The organism is Desulfobacterales bacterium, assembly GCA_028704555.1.
In the GTDB taxonomy this organism is placed as follows: domain Bacteria; phylum Desulfobacterota; class Desulfobacteria; order Desulfobacterales; family JAQWFD01; genus JAQWFD01.
Genome location: JAQWFD010000040.1, coordinates 12,816 through 37,962, shown reverse-complemented (window position 1 = coordinate 37,962; position 25,147 = coordinate 12,816). Strand labels below are relative to the sequence as shown.

General features: G+C 49.4%; 24 protein-coding genes. 14 read left to right on the top strand and 10 right to left on the bottom strand.

Going from position 1 to position 25,147, the window contains the following annotated elements:
* Positions 1–623: 623 nt before the first annotated feature.
* From PHQ97_13315 to PHQ97_13295, 5 genes are all read left to right on the top strand, one after another.
* On the top strand, positions 624–1,631 hold the full coding sequence (locus tag PHQ97_13315) for a transposase (protein ID MDD4393716.1): 1,008 nt from the start codon (positions 624–626) through the stop codon (positions 1,629–1,631).
* 405 nt (positions 1,632–2,036) lie between these two features.
* The gene (locus PHQ97_13310) at positions 2,037–3,104 is read left to right on the top strand and encodes a hemolysin family protein (protein MDD4393715.1); all 1,068 of its coding nucleotides are present in this window, start codon (positions 2,037–2,039) and stop codon (positions 3,102–3,104) included.
* Between the two features lie 607 nt (positions 3,105–3,711).
* Positions 3,712–4,359: a hypothetical protein gene (locus PHQ97_13305; GenBank protein ID MDD4393714.1), complete on the top strand. Its 648-nt coding sequence runs from the start codon at positions 3,712–3,714 to the stop codon at positions 4,357–4,359.
* A gap of 602 nt (positions 4,360–4,961) precedes the next feature.
* A complete protein-coding gene (locus tag PHQ97_13300) occupies positions 4,962–5,111 on the top strand; it encodes a hypothetical protein (GenBank protein ID MDD4393713.1) in 150 nt (49 codons plus the stop codon).
* Between the two features lie 164 nt (positions 5,112–5,275).
* The gene (locus tag PHQ97_13295; protein ID MDD4393712.1) at positions 5,276–5,530 is read left to right on the top strand and encodes a hypothetical protein; all 255 of its coding nucleotides are present in this window, start codon (positions 5,276–5,278) and stop codon (positions 5,528–5,530) included.
* Positions 5,531–5,556: 26 nt separating this feature from the next.
* Here PHQ97_13295 and PHQ97_13290 read toward each other — a convergent pair whose 3' ends face one another.
* Both PHQ97_13290 and PHQ97_13285 read right to left on the bottom strand, forming a co-directional pair.
* Complete coding sequence (locus PHQ97_13290; GenBank protein ID MDD4393711.1) at positions 5,557–5,832, bottom strand: DUF1232 domain-containing protein; 276 nt, start codon at positions 5,830–5,832, stop codon at positions 5,557–5,559.
* Positions 5,833–6,406: 574 nt separating this feature from the next.
* Positions 6,407–7,162 (bottom strand): sulfite exporter TauE/SafE family protein, encoded by a 756-nt coding sequence (locus PHQ97_13285; GenBank protein ID MDD4393710.1) that lies wholly within the window; start codon positions 7,160–7,162, stop codon positions 6,407–6,409.
* Positions 7,163–7,914: 752 nt separating this feature from the next.
* Between PHQ97_13285 and rnk the strand changes: the two genes are divergently transcribed.
* A complete protein-coding gene (rnk, locus tag PHQ97_13280; GenBank protein ID MDD4393709.1) occupies positions 7,915–8,331 on the top strand; it encodes a nucleoside diphosphate kinase regulator in 417 nt (138 codons plus the stop codon).
* Between the two features lie 168 nt (positions 8,332–8,499).
* Entirely contained in the window at positions 8,500–9,330 is an 831-nt protein-coding gene (locus tag PHQ97_13275) for an ion transporter (protein ID MDD4393708.1), read from the top strand.
* A 91-nt stretch (positions 9,331–9,421) separates the two neighbouring features.
* Here PHQ97_13275 and PHQ97_13270 read toward each other — a convergent pair whose 3' ends face one another.
* The 4 genes from PHQ97_13270 to PHQ97_13255 form a co-directional block, all read right to left on the bottom strand.
* Positions 9,422–10,786, bottom strand: a complete 1,365-nt coding sequence (locus tag PHQ97_13270) for a sodium:alanine symporter family protein (GenBank protein ID MDD4393707.1) — start codon at positions 10,784–10,786, stop codon at positions 9,422–9,424.
* Between the two features lie 107 nt (positions 10,787–10,893).
* On the bottom strand, positions 10,894–11,904 hold the full coding sequence (locus PHQ97_13265) for a permease (protein MDD4393706.1): 1,011 nt from the start codon (positions 11,902–11,904) through the stop codon (positions 10,894–10,896).
* 158 nt (positions 11,905–12,062) lie between these two features.
* Entirely contained in the window at positions 12,063–12,389 is a 327-nt protein-coding gene (locus tag PHQ97_13260) for a helix-turn-helix transcriptional regulator (protein ID MDD4393705.1), read from the bottom strand.
* A gap of 263 nt (positions 12,390–12,652) precedes the next feature.
* Positions 12,653–14,104, bottom strand: a complete 1,452-nt coding sequence (locus PHQ97_13255; GenBank protein ID MDD4393704.1) for an MFS transporter — start codon at positions 14,102–14,104, stop codon at positions 12,653–12,655.
* A 599-nt stretch (positions 14,105–14,703) separates the two neighbouring features.
* Here PHQ97_13255 and PHQ97_13250 point away from each other — a divergent pair.
* Entirely contained in the window at positions 14,704–15,258 is a 555-nt protein-coding gene (locus PHQ97_13250) for a hypothetical protein (GenBank protein MDD4393703.1), read from the top strand.
* Between the two features lie 200 nt (positions 15,259–15,458).
* Entirely contained in the window at positions 15,459–15,869 is a 411-nt protein-coding gene (locus PHQ97_13245) for a pyridoxamine 5'-phosphate oxidase family protein (protein ID MDD4393702.1), read from the top strand.
* Between the two features lie 323 nt (positions 15,870–16,192).
* Here the strand turns inward: PHQ97_13245 and PHQ97_13240 are convergent, their stop codons facing one another.
* The 4 genes from PHQ97_13240 to PHQ97_13225 form a co-directional block, all read right to left on the bottom strand.
* Positions 16,193–16,600, bottom strand: a complete 408-nt coding sequence (locus tag PHQ97_13240) for a 4Fe-4S cluster-binding domain-containing protein (protein ID MDD4393701.1) — start codon at positions 16,598–16,600, stop codon at positions 16,193–16,195.
* Positions 16,527–16,712 carry a hypothetical protein gene (locus PHQ97_13235; GenBank protein ID MDD4393700.1) on the bottom strand — a complete coding sequence of 62 codons (186 nt, stop codon included), beginning with the start codon at positions 16,710–16,712 and terminating at the stop codon, positions 16,527–16,529. Before PHQ97_13235 ends, PHQ97_13240 begins: the two co-directional genes overlap by 74 nt.
* Before the next feature lie 28 nt (positions 16,713–16,740).
* A complete protein-coding gene (locus PHQ97_13230; GenBank protein MDD4393699.1) occupies positions 16,741–16,863 on the bottom strand; it encodes a hypothetical protein in 123 nt (40 codons plus the stop codon).
* Between the two features lie 87 nt (positions 16,864–16,950).
* Entirely contained in the window at positions 16,951–18,837 is a 1,887-nt protein-coding gene (locus PHQ97_13225) for a TonB-dependent receptor (protein MDD4393698.1), read from the bottom strand.
* Positions 18,838–19,137: 300 nt separating this feature from the next.
* Between PHQ97_13225 and PHQ97_13220 the strand changes: the two genes are divergently transcribed.
* From PHQ97_13220 to PHQ97_13200, 5 genes are all read left to right on the top strand, one after another.
* Positions 19,138–19,983 carry an ABC transporter substrate binding protein gene (locus PHQ97_13220; protein ID MDD4393697.1) on the top strand — a complete coding sequence of 282 codons (846 nt, stop codon included), beginning with the start codon at positions 19,138–19,140 and terminating at the stop codon, positions 19,981–19,983.
* A gap of 81 nt (positions 19,984–20,064) precedes the next feature.
* Positions 20,065–22,542: a response regulator gene (locus PHQ97_13215; GenBank protein MDD4393696.1), complete on the top strand. Its 2,478-nt coding sequence runs from the start codon at positions 20,065–20,067 to the stop codon at positions 22,540–22,542.
* A gap of 178 nt (positions 22,543–22,720) precedes the next feature.
* Positions 22,721–22,912, top strand: a complete 192-nt coding sequence (locus PHQ97_13210) for a hypothetical protein (protein ID MDD4393695.1) — start codon at positions 22,721–22,723, stop codon at positions 22,910–22,912.
* 108 nt (positions 22,913–23,020) lie between these two features.
* Positions 23,021–23,515: a hypothetical protein gene (locus PHQ97_13205; GenBank protein ID MDD4393694.1), complete on the top strand. Its 495-nt coding sequence runs from the start codon at positions 23,021–23,023 to the stop codon at positions 23,513–23,515.
* A gap of 198 nt (positions 23,516–23,713) precedes the next feature.
* Entirely contained in the window at positions 23,714–25,006 is a 1,293-nt protein-coding gene (locus PHQ97_13200; GenBank protein ID MDD4393693.1) for a hemolysin family protein, read from the top strand.
* Positions 25,007–25,147 lie beyond the last annotated feature (141 nt).

Genomic DNA, 25,147 nt, shown 5'->3' with positions numbered 1-25,147 from the left:
AGATGAAAGGGGTGTCGTATTTAGCTGAAAACACCTCAGATTGCCCTATCAGATTCATTATTATCGGAATACGACAATAAAGTCATATCAAGTTGAATTTTAAAATTTTTCAGAAAAACCCTGTCAAATCTTTTTTTAGCTACTTTTTGTTTTTTCGCTGAATAGTTACAGATAAGGTTAAATTACACCCCTAAAAACGGGGCTATTTTGAGCTTTTTGGAGTCAAAAATAACGATATAGCCATGGCGAGAACAAAAAGGCATTACATGCCGGGCCAAATATGGCATATTACCCACCGATGTCATAAGAAAAAGTTTTTGCTCACAAAGATAGCAAGGTCAGGTCTTCATTCTTGACAGAATTTGAAAAATACATGACAGCGGCTTTGCCGAACCCAAAAATGCACCGGACGCAAAACAGCCTGCGCCCATAATTTTCGTGTTCGGCCTATGCTCAGCACAAAGCATTTTAATATGTTGGAGTAATTAACAACATGGGAGGAATAAAGGGACATTCTATATCCCTTATGTCAAGATTTTTTTATTTTCTTTAGAAATTTTTGGGGACGTCCTTAATTATCTAAATAACTGGAACAATTTCTCTGTTTGTGTTATTGAAAAAATATGCCGAGATTAGCCAGATTAGATACGCCCGGAATTTTACACCACGTGATAATCCGGGGAATTGAACGAAAGGAAATCTTCCGGGATAAAGCTGATAAGGAAAATTTTATCGACCGGTTCGCACAGCTTATCCCCGAAACACGGACCCGCTGTTATGCTTGGGTTTTGATGACCAATCATGCCCATTTTCTTTTTCGCTCCGGGCCTTGCGGTCTTGCTGTACTGATGCGGCGACTTTTAACAGGATATGCGGTCAGCTTTAACCACCGTCACAGGCGCCATGGTCAGCTTTTTCAGAACCGATATAAATCCATTATCTGCCAGGAAGACGCCTACCTTAAAGAACTTGTGCGCTATATTCACCTGAATCCGCTCAGGGCCGATATGGTTAATGACTTCAGGGCTCTCAATAGCTATGCTTTCAGCGGCCACAGATTGCTGGCAGGAAAAGGCGAATGCGGATGGCAGGATGCTGCCTATGTGCTCGGGTGCTTTGACGAAAGTGCTGCTACCGCTCGCGAACGATACCTTGCCTATGTTAAGGCCGGCATTTCCATGGGCCGGCGCCCGGAGCTGGTCGGCGGCGGATTGATCCGTAGCGTAGGCGGTTGGGCTGAAGTGAAAAAGATACGGTTAAAAGGGATGGACCGGATAAAAGGCGATGAGCGTATACTTGGCGATTCGGATTTTGTGATGTCAGTGCTGTCCTCCGCAAAAGAGCAGTTTGAACGCGGCTATGAACTCAAACGGCTTGGATACGACGTTGATCGCGTCGCTGAAAAAGTCGCTGTGATTTATGAAATCGAACCGGATGAAATATTTCAAAAAGGCCGCCAGAAAATCCGTGCAAATGCCCGGGGCCTTTTTTGTTACTGGTGTTCAAGCCAGCTGGGTATATCCCTGACCGAACTTGCCGGAAAGCTTGAAATGACCGTTTCGGGCGCTGGCTATGCTGCAAAAAGAGGCGAAGCACTTGCAAAACGCTACAACTATAGTTTAACAAATTAATTTATTTAGATATTTAAGGATGTCCCGCCATGCCCTTTTGGATGAATCAGAACAGAATGCGATGCTAAGAGCAAAATGGAAAGGCATGAAAACAGCTGTGAGCACTGGGGATATAAACGCGAAAAGGGTCAAATTTGCCTTTGACCCTTGCTCAAAATCAATAAGAGTCAAAGGCAGACTTGACCCCTTTTTTGGCTTTTTGCAACCTGCTCGGCTATATGCCCCGGCCGGCTGAGCTCCCCGTTCGGTCATGTAATAAGCAAACAGGCAATTCCTATGAGATTGTTATTAGAATGATCGACCTGGACTTTTGCCACGGTATTGACACCTGATAGTCCACTGGTATTGGCTATCTCAGCTCATGACGTTGACTTAGAGAGTTCTCACGAAAGAGGCCTTAATGATATGAACACTGATGGTCTGCTGTTGATAATATATGTGCTACTGGCATTGGTCTTTTCATTTCTCTGCTCAGTAGCGGAGGCGGTACTCTTAAGCATTACGCCTTCATATATCGAAGGACAGAAGGAAAAACGGCCAAAGCATGCAGCCCTTTTGACACGACTGAGGCAAGATAATGTTGACCAATCACTTGCTGCCATTTTGACATTAAACACTATTGCGCATACTGTTGGCGCGATCGGTGCTGGGGCCAAAGCGACAGTCGTATTTGGAAGCGCATGGTTTGGCCTGTTTTCGGCTACCATGACGCTTTTGATCCTTTTTCTTTCCGAAATCGTGCCTAAGACTTTAGGCACCGTCTGGTGGCCAATACTTGTAGATCCAATTTCGTATTTTGTAAACACTCTGATTGTGGTCTTTTATCCAATTGTGTGGATATCGAAGAGACTGACAAAGTTCATTTCACACGGAAAAGATATTCACATTTTCAGTAGAGACGAATTCATCGCCATGGCTCAGGTAGGAGTAGAGACGGGGCATATTCGAGATAAGGAATCAAGGGTTATCCGAAATTTATTGCGATTCGAGTCGTTAAAAGTGGACGATATCATGACACCACGTACTGTAATCTCGGCATTGCCCGAGGACATGAAGATTATCGATTCGTTGAAACAAGTTACCCAAACTCCTTTTTCACGTCTGCCGCTCTACACGACGCATATTGACGACATAACTGGTTTTGTACTTAAAGAGGATGTACTGATTAACGCCGCGCAGAAGCAAGGCGATAAAAAACTCAATACACTGAAGCGTGAAATACTTGCTGTTCCGGATTCGGTATCGTTGACATTATTGTTGGAGCAGTTACTCAAAGATCGCCAGCACATCGCTATAGTCATCAATGAGCATGGAGGGACTGATGGGCTGGTGACATTAGAAGATTTAATCGAGACGCTTATGGGCATGGAAATTATGGATGAAACAGACGCTGTTGAAGACCTGCGAGCTCTAGCGCGGGAACAATGGAAAGCACGTGCCAAGGCAATGGGACTTGATGCTGATATTTTTTAATCATAGAAAGGCCGAACAGGCTAATCCAGCCGACCAAAAAGCCGCGCGCCTGATTAGCAGCGTTATGCCGTTAACGGTTAAAGGTAGTATTCAATGAACAAAAAAGAAAAGGGGTCAAGTCTGCCTTTGACCCTTGCTCAAAATCAATAAGAGTCAAAGGCAGACTTGACCCTTTTTCTCCACCTGTTCACCGCACGCTTCGCTTGATACGCAGAACATCGATGGATTGATTGCATAACTTACCTGTCCCTTTTTTTCTTTTGGCCAACTAATTTTGGAATTTGCTTTTTAAAAAAAATCGTCGTATTTAGAGTTCATAGCCCGGTATGGTTGAGTGTTGTTCCTCTCATTGAATGGGTTGTTTTAGCGAATTGTCTATTCTCAGATCGGGCTATTTTTGTCTACCTATTTTTCTCATCCATTTCGATATTAAGTAAAATTAAGCCGGGGCTATATGGCCGATGTTATGACCAACCCCTATTTTAAACACATTTGATGAAATATCGATATAATAGCTGCTCCGACCCTGGATAGAAGCTGGCTTTTCATGCGGAATAATGAATAAACGCTATTTGTCAGGCGCCACATCCAAGCAGCAGAGGTTGTTATGAACGGACACAACACACTATTCAGAGCTGACCCGGTATGGTACATCAGACAACGGGCCATTAATGGCGTGGCTTGGTTTATGCGTGATCAAGCGAACCAAGCGCATCAAATGCAGGCTTTGATACTTAACAATGCTAAACAGGGAGCATTTGACTTACAGGGTGACGGGCAGACACCTCAAGTCACGTTAACTCCGGTGGGAAATGTTCTTCATGACGATCCGCCAATCCATGCCTATTGGTGCCCTTTTATACAAGGTAACGTGCTTCCGGGATTTGTTGATGTTCCGAGAATCAATCCACCGTACAGGTTTGTATTTACCGCCGCAATGAACGGGTGTGCGCTTGTAGTAACAGGCTCTCCGTTGGGGCCGGGTATGATTAGAATTTATCACAATCAGCATCCCGGCAATCAAAACATAAATCAACTTATACACAATCAGGGCCAACAAATTGTGTCTTTCATAACTTTTGACGACTATGGGGATGTTAATCAGCAGATGCCTGCACCCAACGCCTTTAATTTTCTCTATTATCGAAATGGTGGATGGAGATTTGTATTACAACCACAGTTATTTAATATGTTCACCCACAACGTGGCACTTAATCCAAACATTCAAACTCAAATAATAGATGCAACTGTCTAAAAACAGGAAATTTAGACATATCGCCTAACCCGCGTACAGCACAAGATCGCCAAGACCATCATGCCGCGCGAATCAAGAATCGATGCTCCAGGGGCTCTTTATCACATCATATTCAGCGGCCTTGAACAGCGCAACGAATATGCGGGGCACCGCACCATCATGGAAAAAATATCCAGAGAGTGGCAGGGCCCGGGGTCAAACCTTGATTTGTGATTTAAATCCTTATAATGACAAATCAAGGTTTGATATCCATATAAAGGGCGAACAGAGCGTGAATCTTCTGCACAATTCTCTGCAGAGGACTTTTCAAACGTGACATTTCCTTCGAATTTCTACGCTAAGGGTTCGCTCAGAAATAAGTTCGCAATTTTAAGTGTTGAGGCGCCTGTCTGGCAAGGCACGAAAGTGCATGAATATCAAGCATATTCCGAGCTTTCATAACGCCGCCAGACAGGATGCATCGGCGCTTAAAATGTGAAGTTATTTTTGAGTGAGCCCTAAGTGTCACTACAGCCTGAAAAGTTTAAAAAAAACACCCCCCGAAAGTATAATTATCAAAACCAGCATATTAGTTAATTATACGACGTTACAGGAGGTGCTCGATGGAACTCTGTGTCGAATCCGCCTATAACTGGCATTGGCTTGTGGATGGATGGCGGGAACATGGTTACAATGTTCTTCTTGCCAATCCTGCGGCGATTAAACAGTACGAAGGGATAAAGTATAGCGATGACAAGTGGAAGGCCTTATGATTGGCCCATATGCTCAAGCTTGGCATTTTGCCGCAAGGCTATATCTATCCCAAGAAACCCGAGCCATAAGAGATTTGCTGCGACGAAGGATGTTGTTTGCCAGACAGCAAACCGCAGATATCCTCAGATTTCAAAGCATGATTACCAGAAATACAGGGAGCCGGATGCCCGTAAACAATATCAAGAAACTGACCGAAGAGAGCCTGGGGCAGTTATTTTCCAATCCGGGCCTTTTCTTTTTGGCTCAAAGATACCTCAACCTTATTGAGCGGTTATCACAACAGATCAAAATGATAGAAAAACAGGCGATGGGCACTATCATTACCCGGTTTGAAAAAGTGGGCAACTATTGTTCTTATTGTCGATGTGTCAGTTCTGAACGGATTTCCAACAGAGAGAATCAAATATTAATCCCGTGAGCTGAGCATGGAGAGGTATTTTTTTATCATGATTTACCCCCTGATGGATGACTTATTTTCCATTCTTTATATTCTTCCAAATCCCTGTCCAGTAAAAACAAGCAAAGGGCCATAACCGCAGCATCATCAATTTGGCCAATTCCCAACAAATAATCAGGAATAAGATCTAATGGATTGATTATATAGAGAATTGCCAAAAAAATCCCCAGGATGGACAGAAAAGGAATTTTGCGGTACTTCCCTGTACAATAGTCTTTTATTAAAGGAATGATTAGTTTTAATTTATCCAGGAAAAGTGGCATCAAATCTGCTTTAATATGTTTATTATATTGATATTTTTATAAAATACGGCTTCTAAAAACAAATTTTATTTGAAAAGTGCAACTATATGCCGATCGTTTACACAATCAAAGAGGGAAACGAAAGTCTATCAACCCACTCCGGGTTAGCACTTATCAGTGCATTAATACACCGAGCTCAGTTACAGAAACGTCTATACGGAACCCGGCTTGTCCAGTGCAACAACCCAGTAAATTCTCAGCAAAGAAAGTTGGGGATGTCCTTGACATATCTAAACAACCTTATCAATTTCCCTGAAACAGAAAAAGTTGAGGACGACCATTGTAATAATGGAAACAGGTAAATAATATTCTATCTGAAATCATGATGGATGCGGCGAAATAATCTGTCAAACCGCGGGGGGTGTGCGTGGCTTTTCTTCCCCCCTGTGTTCACCGGCCGCTTCGCTCCAGATGCAGAGAATAGATGGACAGCATAATCGATCTGTCTCCATTTTCTTTTTCCGCAGCACCATAATTCAGCTATCAGAATCATACTTTTCAGGCTAATACAAGTAGAATTTATAACGACTTTTTATCACCACACAAGCAGTTTAACAGCAAAAACCAGGACCATGAGGAAAACGATTTTCCGGATCCAGTCATGGCCTTTTTTCACGGCCAGATGACTGCCTATCCAGCCACCGATTGAGTTTCCGGCTGCCAGTGAGAAACCAAGGCCATAATTAACCTGCCCGTGACCCATGAAAACAACCAGCGCAACAATATTAAAGGCAACGATGACAAACACCTTTACGGCGTTGATGCGCACCAGATCAAGGCCATGTACCAGCAGAGCTGAAATGATGAAAAACCCCACACCCGCCTGGACACATCCGCCATAGATACCGATCCCGAAAAAAGAAAGCAGCAGCACCCCGGTGCGCAGCGGCGTCATGTGGCATGCTTTGATCTGCCAGCGGCGGGCCGGATCCACGAGGGTCAGCACCAGCACACCGACCATAATGACCGCCAGAACCCGGTTGAACAGCTGATCATCGATATTGACCGCCATGCGGGCCCCGAAATAACTGCCCACCAGGGCAGGACCGGTGCATAAAAAGGCCAGTTTTGCCGGGAAAACCCCCTGTTTTCGAAACCCTCTGACCGCAACGACATTCTGGCATAAAATGGCCACACGGTTAGTACCGTTGGCGGTCGCCGATGGCAGGCCCATGAAAATCAGCAGGGGAAGGGTCAGCATCGAACCACCCCCTGCGATGACGTTCAGCACACCGGCCACCACACCTACTGCTGCCAGCAGAGGGCACTGCCACGCTATATCGGGAACCATGGTTAAATCTCCTGTTGAGTTGTATCCCCCTGAAGGCGAAAGCCATCAGGAATCATTGCCTCCGGCAACCATACCAATTCCGAAAGGGCATGTCTCTTTTATTTTTTATACAAAGCCGGAATCGGTTCACCTGGAGCGCAAACGGGCTTGAATAACTGCGCCCATAACGTCGTGAGGACCGTCCCGTCCGTTTCCGGCTTCTCCAGCATGATACGGGGGGATGCCGGGGCCATGAAGCTAAAGCGCAAAAACCCGGCAAGCCTCAAACAGTTTGCGCTTCTTAACGCTTCATGGCCCCGGCAGCTTTTCCCCCGATCGTGCAATGTTCTACGCCGGCAACGGCCGGGACTTCGAAACTACACGTAAGAGAATATGGCCGCGGTTATGATCAAGTCCGCCAAACGAAGCGGGCGGTGTGAATATTTTTCCCCGTTATCACAGCTTTGATCAGTCCAATGAAAGCTATATCATTGTGTTGCTTTAAAAAATACATGGGATCAAATTCGCTGAATTTATGGAGCGAACACTAATTATACTTGAATTTTATCTGTTTCGGTTCTAAATATTACTTATGTTTATACCTTTTATTTCACTCAACGTATGAACATGTCCATCAGGCTGGAAACGGCGGCAAAAATGACTTTTCGTTAATACGGCACTTCGGTCGTTGTCTGAAGATATCTCCGGATCGAATTTATGCGCATCCGCAATTACTCAGACGCTGTATCCCCTAATATTTCAGGAGAAAAGCAATGAACGATAGAACGATCTACATTACAAAATTTGATCTGGAACGACTTGAACAACTCCTTGAAAAGGAAATGACTTTCGATTCCCGTGACCGGTTGGATCTGGAAGAACTGGAAAAAGAACTGTCCCGGGGCATAGTGGTTGATTCAAAAAAAGTCCCGGCAAATGTGGTTACCATGAACTCAAAAGTCAGGCTGCTTGACCTGGATACCAATAAGGAGATGGTGGTTACGCTGGTTTTTCCCCTGAGCGCAGATATCGATCGAAACAGGATTTCTATTGTATCTCCCGTGGGTACCGCCATTTTAGGATATTCCGCCGGAGATGAGGTGGAATGGAAGGTCCCGGCAGGCATCCGGCGCATCAGAATAGAAGAAATTCTGTACCAGCCCGAAGCTTCGGGGCATTACAGCATTTAGAGATCCATACTGGATTTACAAACCGAGTCTTTACTTCAGGGCCTCGACACAATTTATTCCTGACGGGGCCCATAGAGCAATCCCGCCTGCGCGAAAATGAAGGGTGTGGGTACTTCTTAGGGGTTCATCAAAAATTACAGGTATGTATTTTCCCCGAACGGGCAAGTAATGATATCTGACCCTTTTGACCATCGACCGGCTCCACGCTGGCGAAGCCAGCTGCACGAAATCATATTCGAAGCCGATACGCCTGCCGGCAAAGCGTTTGATGTCGTGTTGATCTGGAGCATCATTATCAGCGTATCGGCTGTCATTCTGGAAAGCATGTCCGGTTTCAAGAGCAAGTTCGGCAGCACGCTGTTCGCCATCGAGTGGTTTTTCACGATTTTATTCACGATCGAGTACATCCTGAGGCTGCTCAGCGTGGGGCGGCCCTTGCGCTACGCAAAAAGTTTTTTCGGAATAGTAGATCTTCTGGCCGTCATTCCGACGTATGCAAGCCTTTTTATGCCCGGCAGCCAGTATCTGCTGACCGTTCGGATTCTGCGCCTCCTTCGCATCTTCAGAGTATTCAAGCTGACCGCCTACCTGAACGAAGCAAAGGTGCTCACCAGCGCCCTGCGGGCCAGCCGCCGGAAAATCAGTGTATTTCTCCTGGCCGTTATCACGATCGTAGTCATCATCGGCTCGTTAATGTATGTCATCGAAGGGGAAGAAAATGGCTTCACCGACATTCCGGCCAGCATATACTGGGCGATCGTAACAATGACCACCGTCGGTTACGGAGATGTGTCCCCTCAGACACCGTTCGGAAAGGCCATCGCCTCCCTGGTCATGATCATGGGCTACGGAATTATTGCCGTTCCCACGGGCATTGTAACCGTCGGCATCGCCCAGGCCGTCAAAAAAACGACATCCACACAGGCATGCCCGCAGTGCGGGGCTGAGGGGCATGACCCGGATGCCGGCTATTGCAAATATTGCGGTGCACATCTGTAAAACCGGGCCGGCGGGAAAAAATCCATGAAATCATATAATCACTTTTCCGACAGGATCCGCGGCCTTGCCCGGGCTGGCTCATCAGCTATTCTCACACTCCGCCGCGGTTTTTTTTGAGCGGATAAATCCGCTGCGGGTCGGAAAAATATTCCTTTGTCATCCGGAGCACGACCGGACTCAGAACAATCAACCCGATCAGATTGGGCCATGCCATCAGGGCGTTGCCGATATCCGAAATCGTCCATACCAGGTCCAGTTGAACCGACGCACCGACCGGCAGCAGCAGGCAGTAGAATATCCGGTAGGGCATCACCATTTTTTTACCGAACAGGTAGTCAATGCACCGGTCTCCGTAATACGACCAGCTGATGGCAGTTGAAAAGGCAAAAAAGATAATGCCGAAGGCCACGATATACCCCCCCGGCCCCGGCATACCGGTCCCGAACGCATTGGCGGTCAAATCCGCACCGGTAAGGCCCAGTTTGTAGGCATCGGTAAGGATAATGACAAGAGCGGTCATGGTGCAGATCACGATCGTATCGATAAAGGGCCCCAGCATGGCGACCAGGCCTTCCCGGACAGGTTCGCTGGTCTGGGCCGCACCATGAGCAATCGGTGCGCTGCCAAGCCCTGCCTCATTGGAAAACACACCTCTGGCAACACCGAACCGAATGGCCTGCGCCACCGCAGCCCCCGTAAAACCACCGGCAGCGGCCGTTCCGCAGAACGCATCATGAAAAATGAGTGAAAAGGCAGCCGGGACGCCGTCCATATACCTGAAAATAACCAGCAACGCGCCGGCAATATAAAATATGGCCATAAAGGGAACCAGGCGGCTGGCCACCTGCCCGATCCGCTTGATCCCCCCGACAATGACAGCAAACACCAGGGCACCGATCACCAGTCCGGTGACTATCTTTGGAATTCCAAAATACGTCAGCACCGGCTCGGCAACCGAATTGGCCTGAACCATGTTTCCGATGCCAAAGGAGGCAATCACGGCAAATACGGCAAACAGCATACCCAGCCACTTCTGGCCCACGCCCCGTTCCAGATAATACATGGGGCCGGCCCCCACGGTGCCGTCCTCATTGACAACCCGGTAATGCAACGATAACAGGCATTCGGCATACTTGAGGCCCATGCCGAAAACGGCGGTCACCCACATCCAGAAGACAGCGCCCGGACCACCCAGCGCAACTGCCGTGCCCACGCCGGCAATATTGCCGGTCCCGATCGTGGCCGACAAGGCGGCGCTCAGCGCCTGAAAATGGGTAATTTCCCCTTCATCTTCCGGATTGTCGAACTTTCCCGAAATCAGGTTCCAGGCATAGATAAACTTTCGCAACTGGATGCCGCGGACCAGTAATGTAATAAATATTCCCGTACCTACCAGCAGAACGATAGTTACCGGACCCCATACGATACCGCTGAGTCGTGCCAGAATGGTTTCCATCACACTTTCTCCTTGGATTTAGTCAGATGAGCCGTAACGTAAATTCTGACTTCATAGCTTTAAACGCATTCCAGATCAAGACTCAATTGGCATTTCGTCAATCCGGTTCAAACCATCAGGTTAAATACCAGTCCTGTCCCGACAGCCATCCAGAAAATTGCCAGCAGAAAAGCGCTGAGCATCGGCAGCTTAAAAATCCGCTTCAGCATCACCACTTCCGGAATACTGGCACCGGCGCCGCCGATAACCAGGGCAACGACCGCCCCCAGGCTCATTCCTTTATCAATCAATGCGATGGCAACGGGTATCATGGTTTCAACTCTCACATACAGCGGGACACCAATGACCGCCGAAAACGGTACGGCCAGAATATTGTCCCGACCGGCATACCGCAATAAAAATGCCTCGGGGACAAATCCATACGCCAGGGCGCCTAATGCCACACCGATCAGAATATACGGCAGAAAGTGTTTGAACTGCATCACTGATTCCATGAATATGCGATGCCATCGGCCGACTCCGGAAGCTGCTGCCAAAATTCCGGCAGGATCGTTGGCGGCCATGGGAAAAATCTCCGTCTGACAGCATCCGGTATTTTGCGCCATCGGAAAAGGTTCCGCCGCCGGATTCGATTTGGGTGGGGTGCAGCAACAGGCTATGTTTTCAACCAGCACATCATTACGGACAAACCGCTGAAAGTTAAATTTTTCGAGCAAAAAACTGACCGATATGGCCATGAGCAGAGCCATAATGGAATAGATCAGCGTTGCGTTCAATCCGAAGGCCATGAAAAACAGGCTGACAATCACCGGATTGACCAGCGGCGAGGAAAACAGAAATGACATGGTCGAGCCGAATCCCGCGCCTGCCTTGAGCAACCCGACCGTAATCGGAATGGTTGAACAGCTGCAAAACGGTGTCAGGGCGCCCAGACCTGCCCCCACGATATACCCCCGGCCTTTTCTGGAAGAGAGCATCCCCTGAATTTTTTCGCCGGGAACAAATTCGTTGATCACCCCTACGATAAAACTGATTCCGACAAACAGCACCATCAACTCAGTCACCGTCCAGGCAAAAAAGCCCAGCGCATTTTTCGTCATCACCAGAATACTGTCCATTTGAGATGACTCCTTTTTTTAATTTTATACTTCTAAAATAATAGAATTATAAACCGTAAAATATACCCGGATATCTCCATCTCCGGACATATCAAAATCCATATCTTCTCAGCCATGCAAAAAAACGGATCCCCCTTCCAGGTATCTGATGCTACCGCTTATTCCCCTTCAAAACACCCGGGAGCACCCGGGACATCACCAACCCCGGTACAGCATTCGGACATGAGAAAATGAATCAATTCCGAAAGGACGTCATACTGAGGTACGCAATACAGTATCCGGCTTTCACGAACCTGTTGAATCAGACCGGCTGACACCAGACGGGAAATATGATGTGAAAGGGTTGATGCAGGCACCTTCAACGCCCTCTGGAGATCACCCACCGGAACGCCCCCCCTGCCGGCCCTGACCAGGTAGCGGAAGATGGAAAGCCGGGTGGTATTGCCAAGCTCAGCCAGACATTTTGCAGCATTTTCGTGTTCCATGGCAATCTTTCATATACGCCGGGTCGGCACCTGTCAATCTATATTTCTAAAATAGTCGAAATGTATTTTTCGTTTCCGCGCCAACCCGCATGCAATGAATTTTTGCAATATCCTCCAACTTATTGTAAAGTTTAATTACTCAGGCATGACAAATCAAATTTTCACCGGCAGTGCCGCATCACATGACCTGTGGCGTCCAGAGCAGCCCTGCCCGAAGAGATGATCAGCGCCAGGGCACTTTTCGGAATCAGCCTGCCGTCGGATCAGGCAGCCGGCTGCCCTGCTGCTTTCCGGCGGCGGTCCATCAGGAAGGCAACCGCCGACAACCCTGCTGCGGCAAAGATGATCAGCGCGGAAATGCGGAAGGTTCCCGAAATGCCTCTGACCAGTGCAACCGCCGGTGCGGTGGTGATATCAAATCCCGGTCCCGGACTGGCGCCATTTAACGCCATCACGGTAAACAGGGCGCCGATCAGCGGAATCCCGGAGGTATTGCCCAGCGTACGGGACAGGCCCAGAAGGCCCGATGCCACCCCCAGGTGATGTCTGGGCACTTCACCCATGATGGCGCTGTTGTTGGGGGATTGGAATATGCCCATCCCGATTCCCAGGGGAAACAACCGCAGGACCAGCCCCGTCACGCCGAGACCCGGATGCAGGCAACTGATCGCCAGGCAGCCTGCCGAAATGACCAGCAGGCCGATCAGGCTGATGCCCCGGGGCCCGAACCGGTCCGAAAGGATACCGGCCCATGGGGCGGCCAGTCCCATACCCATGGGGATGACCATGAGCATCAGGCCGACCTGCGTGGTCGAATAGCCCATGACCATCTGGAGAAAAAACGGAATCACGAATATCCCGGCGTTGGCCATAAAGGACAAAAATCCCATCACCAGGTTCAGGCTGAACAGGACGTTTTTAAACAGGCCAAGATCGATCATGGGCTGACAGACGCGCGATTCGACCGTGATGAAAAGCCCCAGACCGGCCGCCGAGCCGCCGAGCAGCATCAGTACCCGAAAATCCTGAAAATGGAACCGCTGGCCCAGCGTCATGCCCAGCGCATAGCACGCCAGGGTCACCAGCAGGATCATCGCGCCAGCCAGATCAAAACGCGGCCTGGCCCCCGCCACCGGGGGAAGATGCACATACCGGCCGACCACCGCGGCGGTTATCAGCCCCAGGGGCACGTTGACCAGAAAGATGGATCGCCATCCGGCCAGACCGATCAGCATTCCGCCGAGGGGCGGCCCCATGGCAAGGCCGACCGAAACAATACCGCCGATGATGCCCAGCGCCCGGCCCCGCTCGGATGAGGGAAAGATCTCGATAATAATCGCCATGCCGACCGCCTGCATCATGGAGCCGCCCAGGCCCTGCAGTGCCCGGAAAGCGATCAGCCAGCCCGCACCGGGGGAAAGTCCACACAAAATCGACGCCAGGGTGAACAGCGTCACCCCCGTCATGCAGACCTGTTTTTTGCCGATCATATCGCCAAGCCGGGCCACCGTCAGCATAAAGGACGTAAGCATCAGCACATAACTGATCACCACCCACTGAACCGTGGCAAAATCCGTATGCAGCTGCCGAACCAGTGTGGGCAGAGAGATATTGACAATACTAACGTCGATGGTCGCCATGAACACACCGAGCCCGATGCCGGTCATGGCCCACCATTTTCCTTGATTTGTGCCGTCTCCATCGACTGATTTCATATGATTCCTGCGTTACATTGATTTTCTGATATCCGAATATTTTTCCCGCAATGCCGACAGTCCGGCATCCGAGCCTCTCAACGGATGTCCTTTGAGGATACTCACCCTCACGGTTTTCTGCCGGCCCTGTTTTTTACCAGATTCATTACGCCATTTCCAGCAAAAGAAAAAAATGCCCGGCAGGGGTTGCAAAACCATAAAACCGACTTATTATATTATTTCACCCTGCCGATAAACGGCGGGGTGATTTTTTTTAAAAAACCGTCTAACAGGACAATTCCTAAGTTCAGAACCCCTGACATAGTGATTATAACATATTGATATAAAAAGTGTTTACCAAAAAATATCATATTTTGAAAAGCAACACCGCAATCAAATCTATCTCGCACAAAGCCGCAAAAATTTAAAGAATTCTAAACTTTTTTTTGCGCCTTGGCGTAAAAATCATTTTGCTTCCGGATCGACAGGCGCTGAGAAGGCTTTAAACAAATGCACCTCCTGAAAACGATCATATTGTGTTGCTTTACAAAACACGGGAACTCAGGACTTCTGAATTCAGGTAAATATCCCACACAAAAAAACAAAAAGGAGATACACCGATGAGCGATCTTTCAACATTTACACTGTACAGCGGCGGGCACAAAGGAGCAGAATCCGAGTTCGGAAAACAGGCCGCACACTGGGGAACACGTGAAGTCAATTTTTCATTCGAAGGCCACTTGGTGGAGCGAGACATCGGCATCCGGATGCTGACACAGGATGAGCTGAAAAAAGGCGATATCAGCATGGAAATCGTTTCAAAACGCATGGGCCGTACTTATTCGAAAGCCGATAAAATCCGGAAGGTCATCCAGTCGATCTTTCACATGGTCAACAACGGCTACCAGGTGTTTGCCATCGGATGGATTCAGCCGGATGGCACCGTAAAGGGCGGCACCGGCTGGGGCGTAGAACTGGCCAAGCTGTTCAACCGGTCCGTCAGTGTCTATGACCAGGACCGAAAAAGCTGGTTTTCATGGGAAGATAACCAGTGGGTGAAAGATACCCCGGTGATTTCCAGCAGCACCTTTGCCGGAACCGGCACCCGCAACCTGACCGACGAGGGCATAGATGCCATCAGAGATCTGTTCACCCGATCGTTTGGCGAGGCGTAGGCAGAGGTCGGAAGTCGGAGGTCGAAGGTCGGAAAATTGATTACTTTGGGTTGAGTTAAGAGGGAAAAGCTGATAGCGGCTCGTATAGGCTTCAGCCTTCGCATGGGGCGGACCCCCGTGTCCGCCCTTCGGATTCAAGGATGAGATCAGAAGTCAGAGAACAGAGGACTCACGGCTCACGGCTCAAAAGGAGGTCATTCATGAACCTGGAAGATGTAAAAGCGTTGATGAGAAAAACCGGTTGGGGAATACTGGCTACCACGGACGGCGAAACCGTCGGGGCCCGTCCCATAGGCGGATGGGCATGGATGGAAACCGAGCTGTGGTGCGCCACCTCCAGCGCCTCGGAAAAGATCGCCCACCTGAAAAAAGTCCCGCAAGCCGAGTACTGTTTTGCAAGCACTGAGGGACGACATGTGAGGATATCAGGCCCCTGCGCCCTCAGCACGACCATCGCCGACAAGCTCCGGCTCTACGAGGCGGTTCCCCTTTTAAAAAAATACATCCCGGATCCGGCCTCACCCGACTATATCGTGATCCGGATGACGCCCGAAAGAATCCGGATGATGGAAACACTGGATATGAAATACCAGGCGGTTGAGCTGCCGTAATCGAAAACCGCGGCATTTCATATCGACCGGTACCGCCACGGTTATCACCGCAGAGACAAAAAAACGCAAAAACTCGGCAAGCCGCAAACAGTTTGCGCTTGTTTTTTTTTGGAGGTGCCATGACCGGGTCGAACTTGATCCGGCAGATTTTTTCCGGCCCGATACCGCGATAGAGAAGGCCGTCAAACAGATCAATAAACCGGCGGTAATTTTCCCGGTTGAAATTTCCGCCGATGCCGATTTCCACCCGATCACAGGTGTGAAGTATGTTATCGATAATGATGTCAAAGCTGCCCTTTCTGTTTTTAAACGGCCGCGTTGTGTTATGAATTTCCGCCGGTTACGCCCCGGCCCCCGGCAAGCGCGCCAAGCTTTCCGGAGATCGAGCAGATGCGCGGTATGCTCAGCAGGGGCTCTCCCCCGTAAAAATCCACGGTCAGCGCGGTTTTTTCCGGCGCAAGCCTCTTTTCGATAAAGCAGATGAGGGCGGCCTCGGTCTGATCGGACATGTAAAATTTTCCTTTGTTTTCCCCCTCGTAGCAGTAGGGGCAGGCAAAGTTGCAGTCCAGGTTGAGCACCACGGTGATCTTCAGGCGGGGATTTTTCGCATTGATGCGGTCGATGCAGCCGGCCATGGCCTCTTTTTCAGCGGCGGCATCATCGACGATGAATATCGTATGCGGCCAGCAGATGTTTATCCTTATCTGAAAGCGTGCCGGCTTTGGCAGCATCCAGAACTCTCCGGCTGACGCGCAGCAACGAGGCCCTCCGGGTCGAATAGACCAGCACCCGGTCCGGGTCTTCGCTGCAGGAAAATTGTTTAAGATAACCAGAGAGCATCATCTATTACCTCCCCTCCCCTGATAGACTGTTACTCTTTCGTGGGTTCAGTCACTAAGGAAGCTACCGCACCCTTGCCGCAATCTTCTGTGGATACGTCCTCCATGGCTTTTCCCTCATCCAGCACCTCGATTTCATGTCTATCCATTTTCATGCCGCACTCCTTTCATGTTAAAGAATCAACCTGTTACCTGCGTTCTGACGGCCTGCCTCGCAAACCGCCCCCGGGAGCAGGCGCTTTCTAAAACCGGACCCGGATTCCGGCCTCGATCCACCGGCGGGGATCATCATACATGTCACTTCTAAACTGACTTCCGTTAAACAGGTTATGAGCGCTGAAAAAAACTTCCGGAGTCATCCGGTCTCGGACAAAAACTTTCCTGGCCAGATTAAAATCACAGATAAAGTCAAACGCGGAATCTTGCTCGTCCCAGTAGATAAAGTGTCCGGTCAACCCGGCGTTCATCGAAGTCTTGTCATCGTAATAAATTCCCGTGTTGAACACGTAGCGGTCCAGCGCGCGCGACTCATTTTCGGATTTGATGCGGGTGTACACGCCGCCGGCACTCACCGACACATGATGCACCGGGGCAGTTCCGGCCTCCAGCTCGACGCCCTGCCGCCAGACATCGCCCGAATTGATCCAGTAACCATGGGAGGAGCCGCTCGGAGAAACATATTGTATTTCATCGTCCAGTGCATGATAAAATGCGATTGCCTTTATTCTCAGGTAGTCAATGGCCCTTGTCTCGAGCCCGGCCTGGCAGGACCCGACCGTTTCCCGTTCAAGATCCGGATTCGGGTCAAAAAACCACCCGCCGCCGGACACCCATGACAAATTCGGGCGGTTGTATCCCCGTGAGGCCGTCAGCCGCAGCACCGAGTCCTCATTCAGGGCAACCGCGGCCCCCAGGCTCGGGCTGACAAAGTCCCCGGTCAGACTGTCATGGTCGTACCGGAGGCCGAGATTCAACGTCACCCGCCCCAGATCGAGCGTGTCATTGACAAAAAGTGTCCATTCCTCCACCTCGGGCGAGGTGCTCCGGGTCAACGAAAACCGGGTTTCCGCCTGATCCAGCTGCGCGGATTCAAACTCCGCCCCCAGCATCAGGCAATTGACGGCCGCCTCCCAAGTTAATATGGCGCTTACGGATTCGCTATTTTCATCATACGAATCATCAATCACCGTCTGATCGGTCGAAAGCAAATTGTAATACATGCTCTGTTTGTACTGATACTGATTCCCCGACAGGGCGAGCTTCACATTCGGCAGCAACTGACCGTCGGCAAATGCGGTTATGAAAAAATGGCGAAAATCCGTGGGGACACTGAGCCCGTACGATGGAAAATCCCCCTGATTCTGCTCCGGTGCGCTGTAGGCGGCGCTCAGCCCCGCCGTCCAGTCCGGGGATAGGGCCAGGGTCAGTTTGGAATAAAGCGGCGTGCTCTCAAACCACCGGTTATTTTTCAGCCCGTCAGACGCCTGGTGACCCGCAAACCCGTAAATGCCCACCCCGCCGATTTTGCCGGACATCTGCGCCCGGTAATCCAGCGTGTGACGTTCGCCGTAAGAGGCGCTGAAAGCCCCCTCAGTCTCCCCGGAAGGGGCCGGCCTTTTGGTGATGAGGTTGATGACCCCTCCCAGGGATGAGCCCCAGACCGATGAGGCCGGGCCTTTGACGATTTCAATCCGGTCGATAATGGCCACGGGAATAAAATTGGTCTCGGCAATGCCGCTGGAGCGGCTGTTTAAGGTCACCCCGTCGATCATCACCCGGACATGCGTACTGTCCGAGCCCTGGACGTAAAACTGCGACAGGCTGCCGAATCCCCTGCCGCAAAACTGCACATAAAGCCCGGTCACCGTGTTTATGACCTCAGCCACCGTGTGGGCGTTCATCTTTTCGATCTCATCTGCCGTTACAATTTCCATATTTTCGGCCACCTCGGACACGGGCCTCGGGTAGCGCGTGGCGGTAGCTACCAGCTCGTCCGGATCGTAGAACAGTTTAAGATACGCCAATTCGTCTTCCGCTGCCGCAAAATCAGCCATCTGACACAGTCCCCACACCGTCACCGCCGCTACCGCCACCGAACGACCTTTTCTCAGAACCGCTTTCAGATTCATCAATCCTTCTCCAGTCGAACAATTTAAACTTTTTGTAAAAAAAGTAAGAACAAAACTTTTTGACACATCTTGTCAAAAAAATGACTTTTTTGAGCTATTAAACGCTTCTACCTTGACAGAAAATTTTAGTCAAAGTAAGGGTATAGCTTTTATATGATTTATCTAACCAAAAGGGATATAATTTTGTACGCGAACAAACGCCCTTTACTATTCATACCGGTCCTCATTTGCCTTGTTTTCCTTGCTCTGTATCCCTCTCCGGCTCCTGCGAACGACCCTTCGGTCGTCTGCCTGCAGAGTATGAGGGTCAAACCATATGATGAGGCGCTCGAGGGGTTTAAATCCCGCTGTACCGCTGATATCAGGCGTTTTATCCTGTCCGAATCCGAGGACGTTGACATCATCGGAAAAATCCGCGGAATAAGGCCCGGCTTCATATTAGCGATCGGCCAGAATGCCCTGCGCCGGGCCATGGAAATTACAGATATCCCCGTGGTATATCTGATGGCTCCCGAACCTTCCGCCGGCAGTCACCGGAAAAACATCTGCGGCATCAGCATGCAGGTGGACGCACAAAGACAGGTCGAGCTGCTTTCCATGACCCTGCCGGATATCAAAAATATCGGAGTGATTCACAGTCCGGCTTATCCGCCTGGTTTTATAAGGCAGGCCGCCAGCGCCGCAGCCAGAACCCATATCCGCCTGATAACCCAATCGGTCTCTGATGCAAAGCGGATGCCAGAGGCGTTATTAAAAATGGCTTCCGGCATCGATGCGTTCTGGATGCTTCCGGACATGACGATCATGCCTCCGGAGATCATAGAATATCTGATGGAGTATTCGGTGGAAAACCGGATACCACTGATATCGTTTTCCCGAAAACATATTGACATTGGTGCCGTCATATCGATCAGCACGGAGGCCTTCGATATGGGCCGTCAGGCCTGGCAGATCGCCGAAAAAATTCTGTCGGTCAATCGGGGCGCACCGGTCGAAAAAATCGTCAGGCCCCGGAAGGCCATCGTATCCATCAATCCGGTCAGTGCGAAAAAACTGTGTGTCACCATCGATCCGGTAATGAAACATACGGCAATAGCCGATAATGAAAATAATTCGTCCGTCATTTCGAGCCCTTTTACGTTTTAACCCCCTGTTCGGTTCGTTCACGGGGATTGTGACCGGCCACCGATACCGGTCTCCGCATTTGCAGACAGGAACCGCTACCACATGAAATGCTTGTCAGTCTCATTTTCATCCAGGATATCTGCTGTTTTCACGTTTTTCATTCTGATGATGTCCGTGGCATTTTCACTTTTCTTCATCCGTTACGAAACCAGAATCCTGGAGGCCAGTCTGTTTGATAACGGCCGCCTGCTTTCCGAGATTCTGGCGAAAAACTCAAAAATGGGGGTGTTTTCCGAAAACAAGGCGCTGCTGAACGGGCCGGTCCAGGGAACACTCACGCACCCGGACGTGATCAGATGCGCGATATACAACCGGGAAGGAAACCAGCTGATCTGCGATGACCAGGACGGAATCCCCGCATCCGGATCAACCGGCCCGGGGCTGATGGTTTCCCCCGGCATTGTCGACCGGCTGACATCCGGCACATATACCGCATGCATTGAATCCGATCAAAACGCACAATTCTGGGCCCCGGTCTACTCCGCCCCCTCCGACATTTTTAGCGACCATGTCTATGCCCGGCAAGCGACTCAAAAAATTTGCGCAACGTCCATCATCGGTTTTGCCAGCGTCACCCTGGACAAGACCTCTCTGAAAAAAAAAATAAATTTACTGATGCTCACCATTACCGGTATCTGTTCGACATTCTGGCTTTTCGGCTCGGTAATAACGTTTGTGATTTCAAAGCGGATAACATCACCGCTGCATCGCCTGACCCAAGCGGCGCTGGGCCTCAAACAGGGCATTCAGCCGGTCCCGGTGGTCGTTGAAACCCGCGATGAAATCGGACTTCTGGCAGCTGCGTTCAATTCCATGGTCAAAACGCTGCACCAGCGGGAAAAAGCCCTTCAGAAAACCAACACCCGCCTCGAAAAACGCGTCACCCAAAGAACAGTTGAGCTCGCTGAGACCAATCGAAAACTGAGGCTGAAAATCAGGGAAAAAGAAGCGACCGAAATAGAACTGATAAAAAGCCGTGAAAAATACGCCGCCATCCTGGAAAATATCGAGGAAGGCTACATCGAAATCGATCTGAACGGTCAGATGACGTTTTTCAGCAATCCCCTGTGCAACCTTCTCGGGTATTCCCCGGAACAACTCGGGCAGATGCGAATCTGCGATGTGACCGATCCGGAAAGCCGGGATGACATGCATCAAGCGCTCTCTGACATTTTAAAATCACCGGAAAGCCGTTATCTGCCAAATTATAAAGTCCGGCGTTCCGACCAGACGGCTCTGATTCTCGATCTGTCGATGAGCCCGCTGACGGACTGCGGCAACCGGCTTATGGGAATACGGATCGTCACCCGCGATATTTCCGAACGCCTGAAGGCCGAACAGCACCGGCTGAAACTGGAACAGGAGCTGGAACTGGCACAACGGCTCAAGGCCATCGGAACGCTGGCCGGGGGGGTAGCGCACGACTACAATAACCTTCTCATGGCCATTCAGGGAAACATCTCCCTGATTCAAATGGACATGGATTCGACGCATCCGTTCCACGAAAAAATAAAAAAAATCAATCACTGCATCGAGATGGCCGCCAATCTAACCAAACGACTGCTGGGCTTTGCCAGGGGCGGCAAGTATGATATCCGGCTGCTCAATATCAACCTGATCATACAAAACACCATCGACATGTTCGGCAGAACCCGCAAGGAAATAAAAATCCATGTAAATCCGGAGCCGGATATCCGGATGATTGAAGCCGATCAGAGCCAATTTGAACAGGTCCTTCTCAATATTTATATCAATGCGTGGCAAGCCATGCCCAACGGAGGATCTGTTACCATCAAAACAAAAAATATCGACCTTACCAGCCGGGACGTCGAGGCATTCGATGTGTCCCCCGGCCGGTATGTTCAATGCGACATACAGGACACCGGCATAGGCATGGCGGAAGATGTCAGGTGCCGGATCTTCGAGCCGTTCTTTACCACCAAGCAGATCGGAGGGGGGTCCGGACTGGGGCTGGCCTCTACATACGGCATCATCAAAAACCACGGCGGATTTATCACCGTCGATTCGGTTCAGGGGAAAGGCAGTACGTTTCATATCTTTATGCCGGCATCCGACAATTCCTGTACGAAACAGCACAAGCCTGCCCCCCCTCAGATTCAAAAAAACGGATCTATTTTGCTCATTGATGATGAAAAGCTTATTCTGGATACCACAAAACTCATGATCGAAAGATCCGGCCGCACGGTCATTACCGCCGGCAACGGTGACGAAGCCATCGCCATTTACCGGAGAAACCCGGAAAAGATCGATCTGGTGATACTGGATATGATCATGCCCGGCTTGAGCTGCCAAGAAGTGATCCGGCAGCTCAGGAATATAAATCCGAATGTCGGAATACTGCTTTCAAGCGGATCATCCATCGACCAGCAAACCCGTCGACTGCTGGAATCCGGTCCAAGCGATTTTATTCAAAAACCGTATAATATGATAGAATTGTTACAAAAGATGTCAGACATGCTCTGCCGGCCGGCCTCTGCCGGAGCAGACTCCGGCAGATAAAACAATTGGCATCAGACTGGAATATATGATATTTTTCTTATACATTGATTTTGAACGGCACACCGGGACCTTTTCAGGATTTGAGTTTGGATTATTGGCACAGAAACCATAACCGTCAGTGATTTTCATCATGCATGGCGTCAGGATTATTTGACGTTCTTTTTCAGGAGATGACCGCATGAGCGATAAAACAGAATATGAAATCGAAATTTTTCCCGGTTGCTGGATCGATGCTGATCCGGACCACCTTTTTGACACCAGCTTCAAAAGCCTGACCGACTATGGCGATATTAACGACGCCCTTCTGGAAAAAGCCCTCTGGTGGATGGATGATTTAACTGAGGCGCCCAGATATGTGAGAAAAAAATAGGCATCCCCTTTTCCCTCTGCGGCCTTTGCGCCCGGGCGATATCCATGCGAAAACCTGGCAGCCGCGCTCTGCAGGGCCATGCCCTGTAACCCGAAAAAGGAGGACAGGATGAATACCCATTTAAAAGCAGCTCTGTGCGCCCTTCTGGTGCTGACTGCCGCCATGACGGCAATCCCCCGGATTTGCGCGGCTCAGGAAAAACAGGACATGGGGGGATGGGAAACGAACAGCCCCTACAATCAGCTGTATTCACCGGTTGAACGTGATGAATTCAAAGGCGTTGTCTCAGACATTCGGGAAGTAGTTCCCCTGTCCGGGATGTCCCCGGCAGTAGCACTGGTTATCCTTGACAGCGGCAGCGAATTGATCACGGTTCACCTTGGCCCCCGGTGGTTTATCGATCCCGGCCGGATGGGGATCAAAAAGGGGGACAAGGTTAAAATCAAAGGCGCATGGGCGGAGATCAACGGGGAAGATATTTTCATGGCATCCAAAGTCAAAAAAGGAGATTATTTTGAATTCAAGGTCCGTCTGACCCAGGACGGCACACCTTTCTGGACAATGACCCCTGAAGAATTTGCACGGGAAAACGCTCCGCGGTAAAAAATAAAAAAAAAGCCCTGTTTTTTTATTCAACGCTTGTAGTTCCAATGAAAAAATCATATAAGATATCGGTATACCGGTTGGTCCCGTACACAGAAAAAAACCGGGAATACGGAACAGCCCAAAAATGACGATAAATTTTCAACTTTCAAATTGATAAGGAGACATGACGGTTCAACATAACCCGGAAAACACTTTATGATATCGAGTCAAATCATTTTATTAGCCATCCTTCTTGTTCTTTCAGCCTTTTTTTCTTCCTCGGAAACGGCCTTTTTCTCGATCAGTAAAACCAAAGCAAGACATATTGCCAAGCAGGAAGGCAGAGCCTATGCACTCATCAAAAAAATGAAAGACGAGCCCCACAGGCTGCTGTCAACCGTCCTGATCGGAAATAATGTTGTCAATATTGCCGCATCTGCCCTGGCCACATCCCTGACCATGGAAGTTTTTCCTCGTTACGCGGTCGGGATGGCAACCGGCATCATGACATTATTGATACTGGTGTTTGGTGAGGTGTTTCCCAAATCCATCGCCACCCGGAACAATATCCTGATCGCCCGGATGGCGATTTTCCCCATTTACTGGCTGTCTATCCTGTTTTATCCGATCATCCGATTTTTGAATTTCATCCCCATGCTTACCGGTAAAATCAAAAAAACACCCGCCTTCACCGAAGAAGAGCTGATGACATTTGTCGAGGTGGTGGAAGAAGAGGGTGAAATCAAGGTGGAAGAAAAAGACCTGATCCATAAGATTTTCGATTTTGACGACACCAACGCGTCCGAAATTATGACTCCCAGAGGGGATATGTTCATAATAGACGTAAATGACAAGTTCCGAATCAATGAAATCATCCAGTCCGGTTTTACCCGAATTCCAATCATCGACGACGAAATCGACAATGTGATCGGCATTCTGAATATCAAGGATCTCTTGAGGCATATGACGGCTGAAAATCTGAATTTTGACCAGATCGACATCCGCTCGATCATGTTCAAGCCCTATTTCATTCCGGAAAACAAAAAACTCGACAAACTGCTTCAGCAGTTTCAGAAACGAAAAAATCATATTGCCATTGTCGTGGATGAACACGGCGGAATCGCAGGCCTGGTCACGCTGGAAGATGTTTTAGAAGAGCTGGTGGGAGAAATCGTTGACGAAACCGACCGGGAGGAGTCTCATATTATCAAGACCAAGAATCAGGATTGGATTGTTCTGGGAAAATCAGATATCGAAGAAGTCAATGAGCGGATTCATATGGATATCCCGGAGTCGAACGAATACGACACCTTTTCCGGTTATATCCTTGATCGGATCGGACGCATACCCGAAGAAAATGAAGTGATTCCTATCGGAAACCATCTCGTTACCATCCTGGAAAAAGACGGTAACAGAATCAAAAAATACGCCATCAAGCACAAAGACTCAAAACCGCAGGATACGCCTGACACGAATAAAATAAAACCGAAAAGTCTACAAAAAGTCTGAAAATAAAAGAGGGCTCGCCTCAGGTCTTTACCCATAAGTTTTGCGGAAAGGTATTCATAGCGGAATTCAGGCAGCAATTTACTCGCAGATGAAGACGGCAAGCGCTATACAGACACAAGTCTGCCCTCGATCAGGTCGATT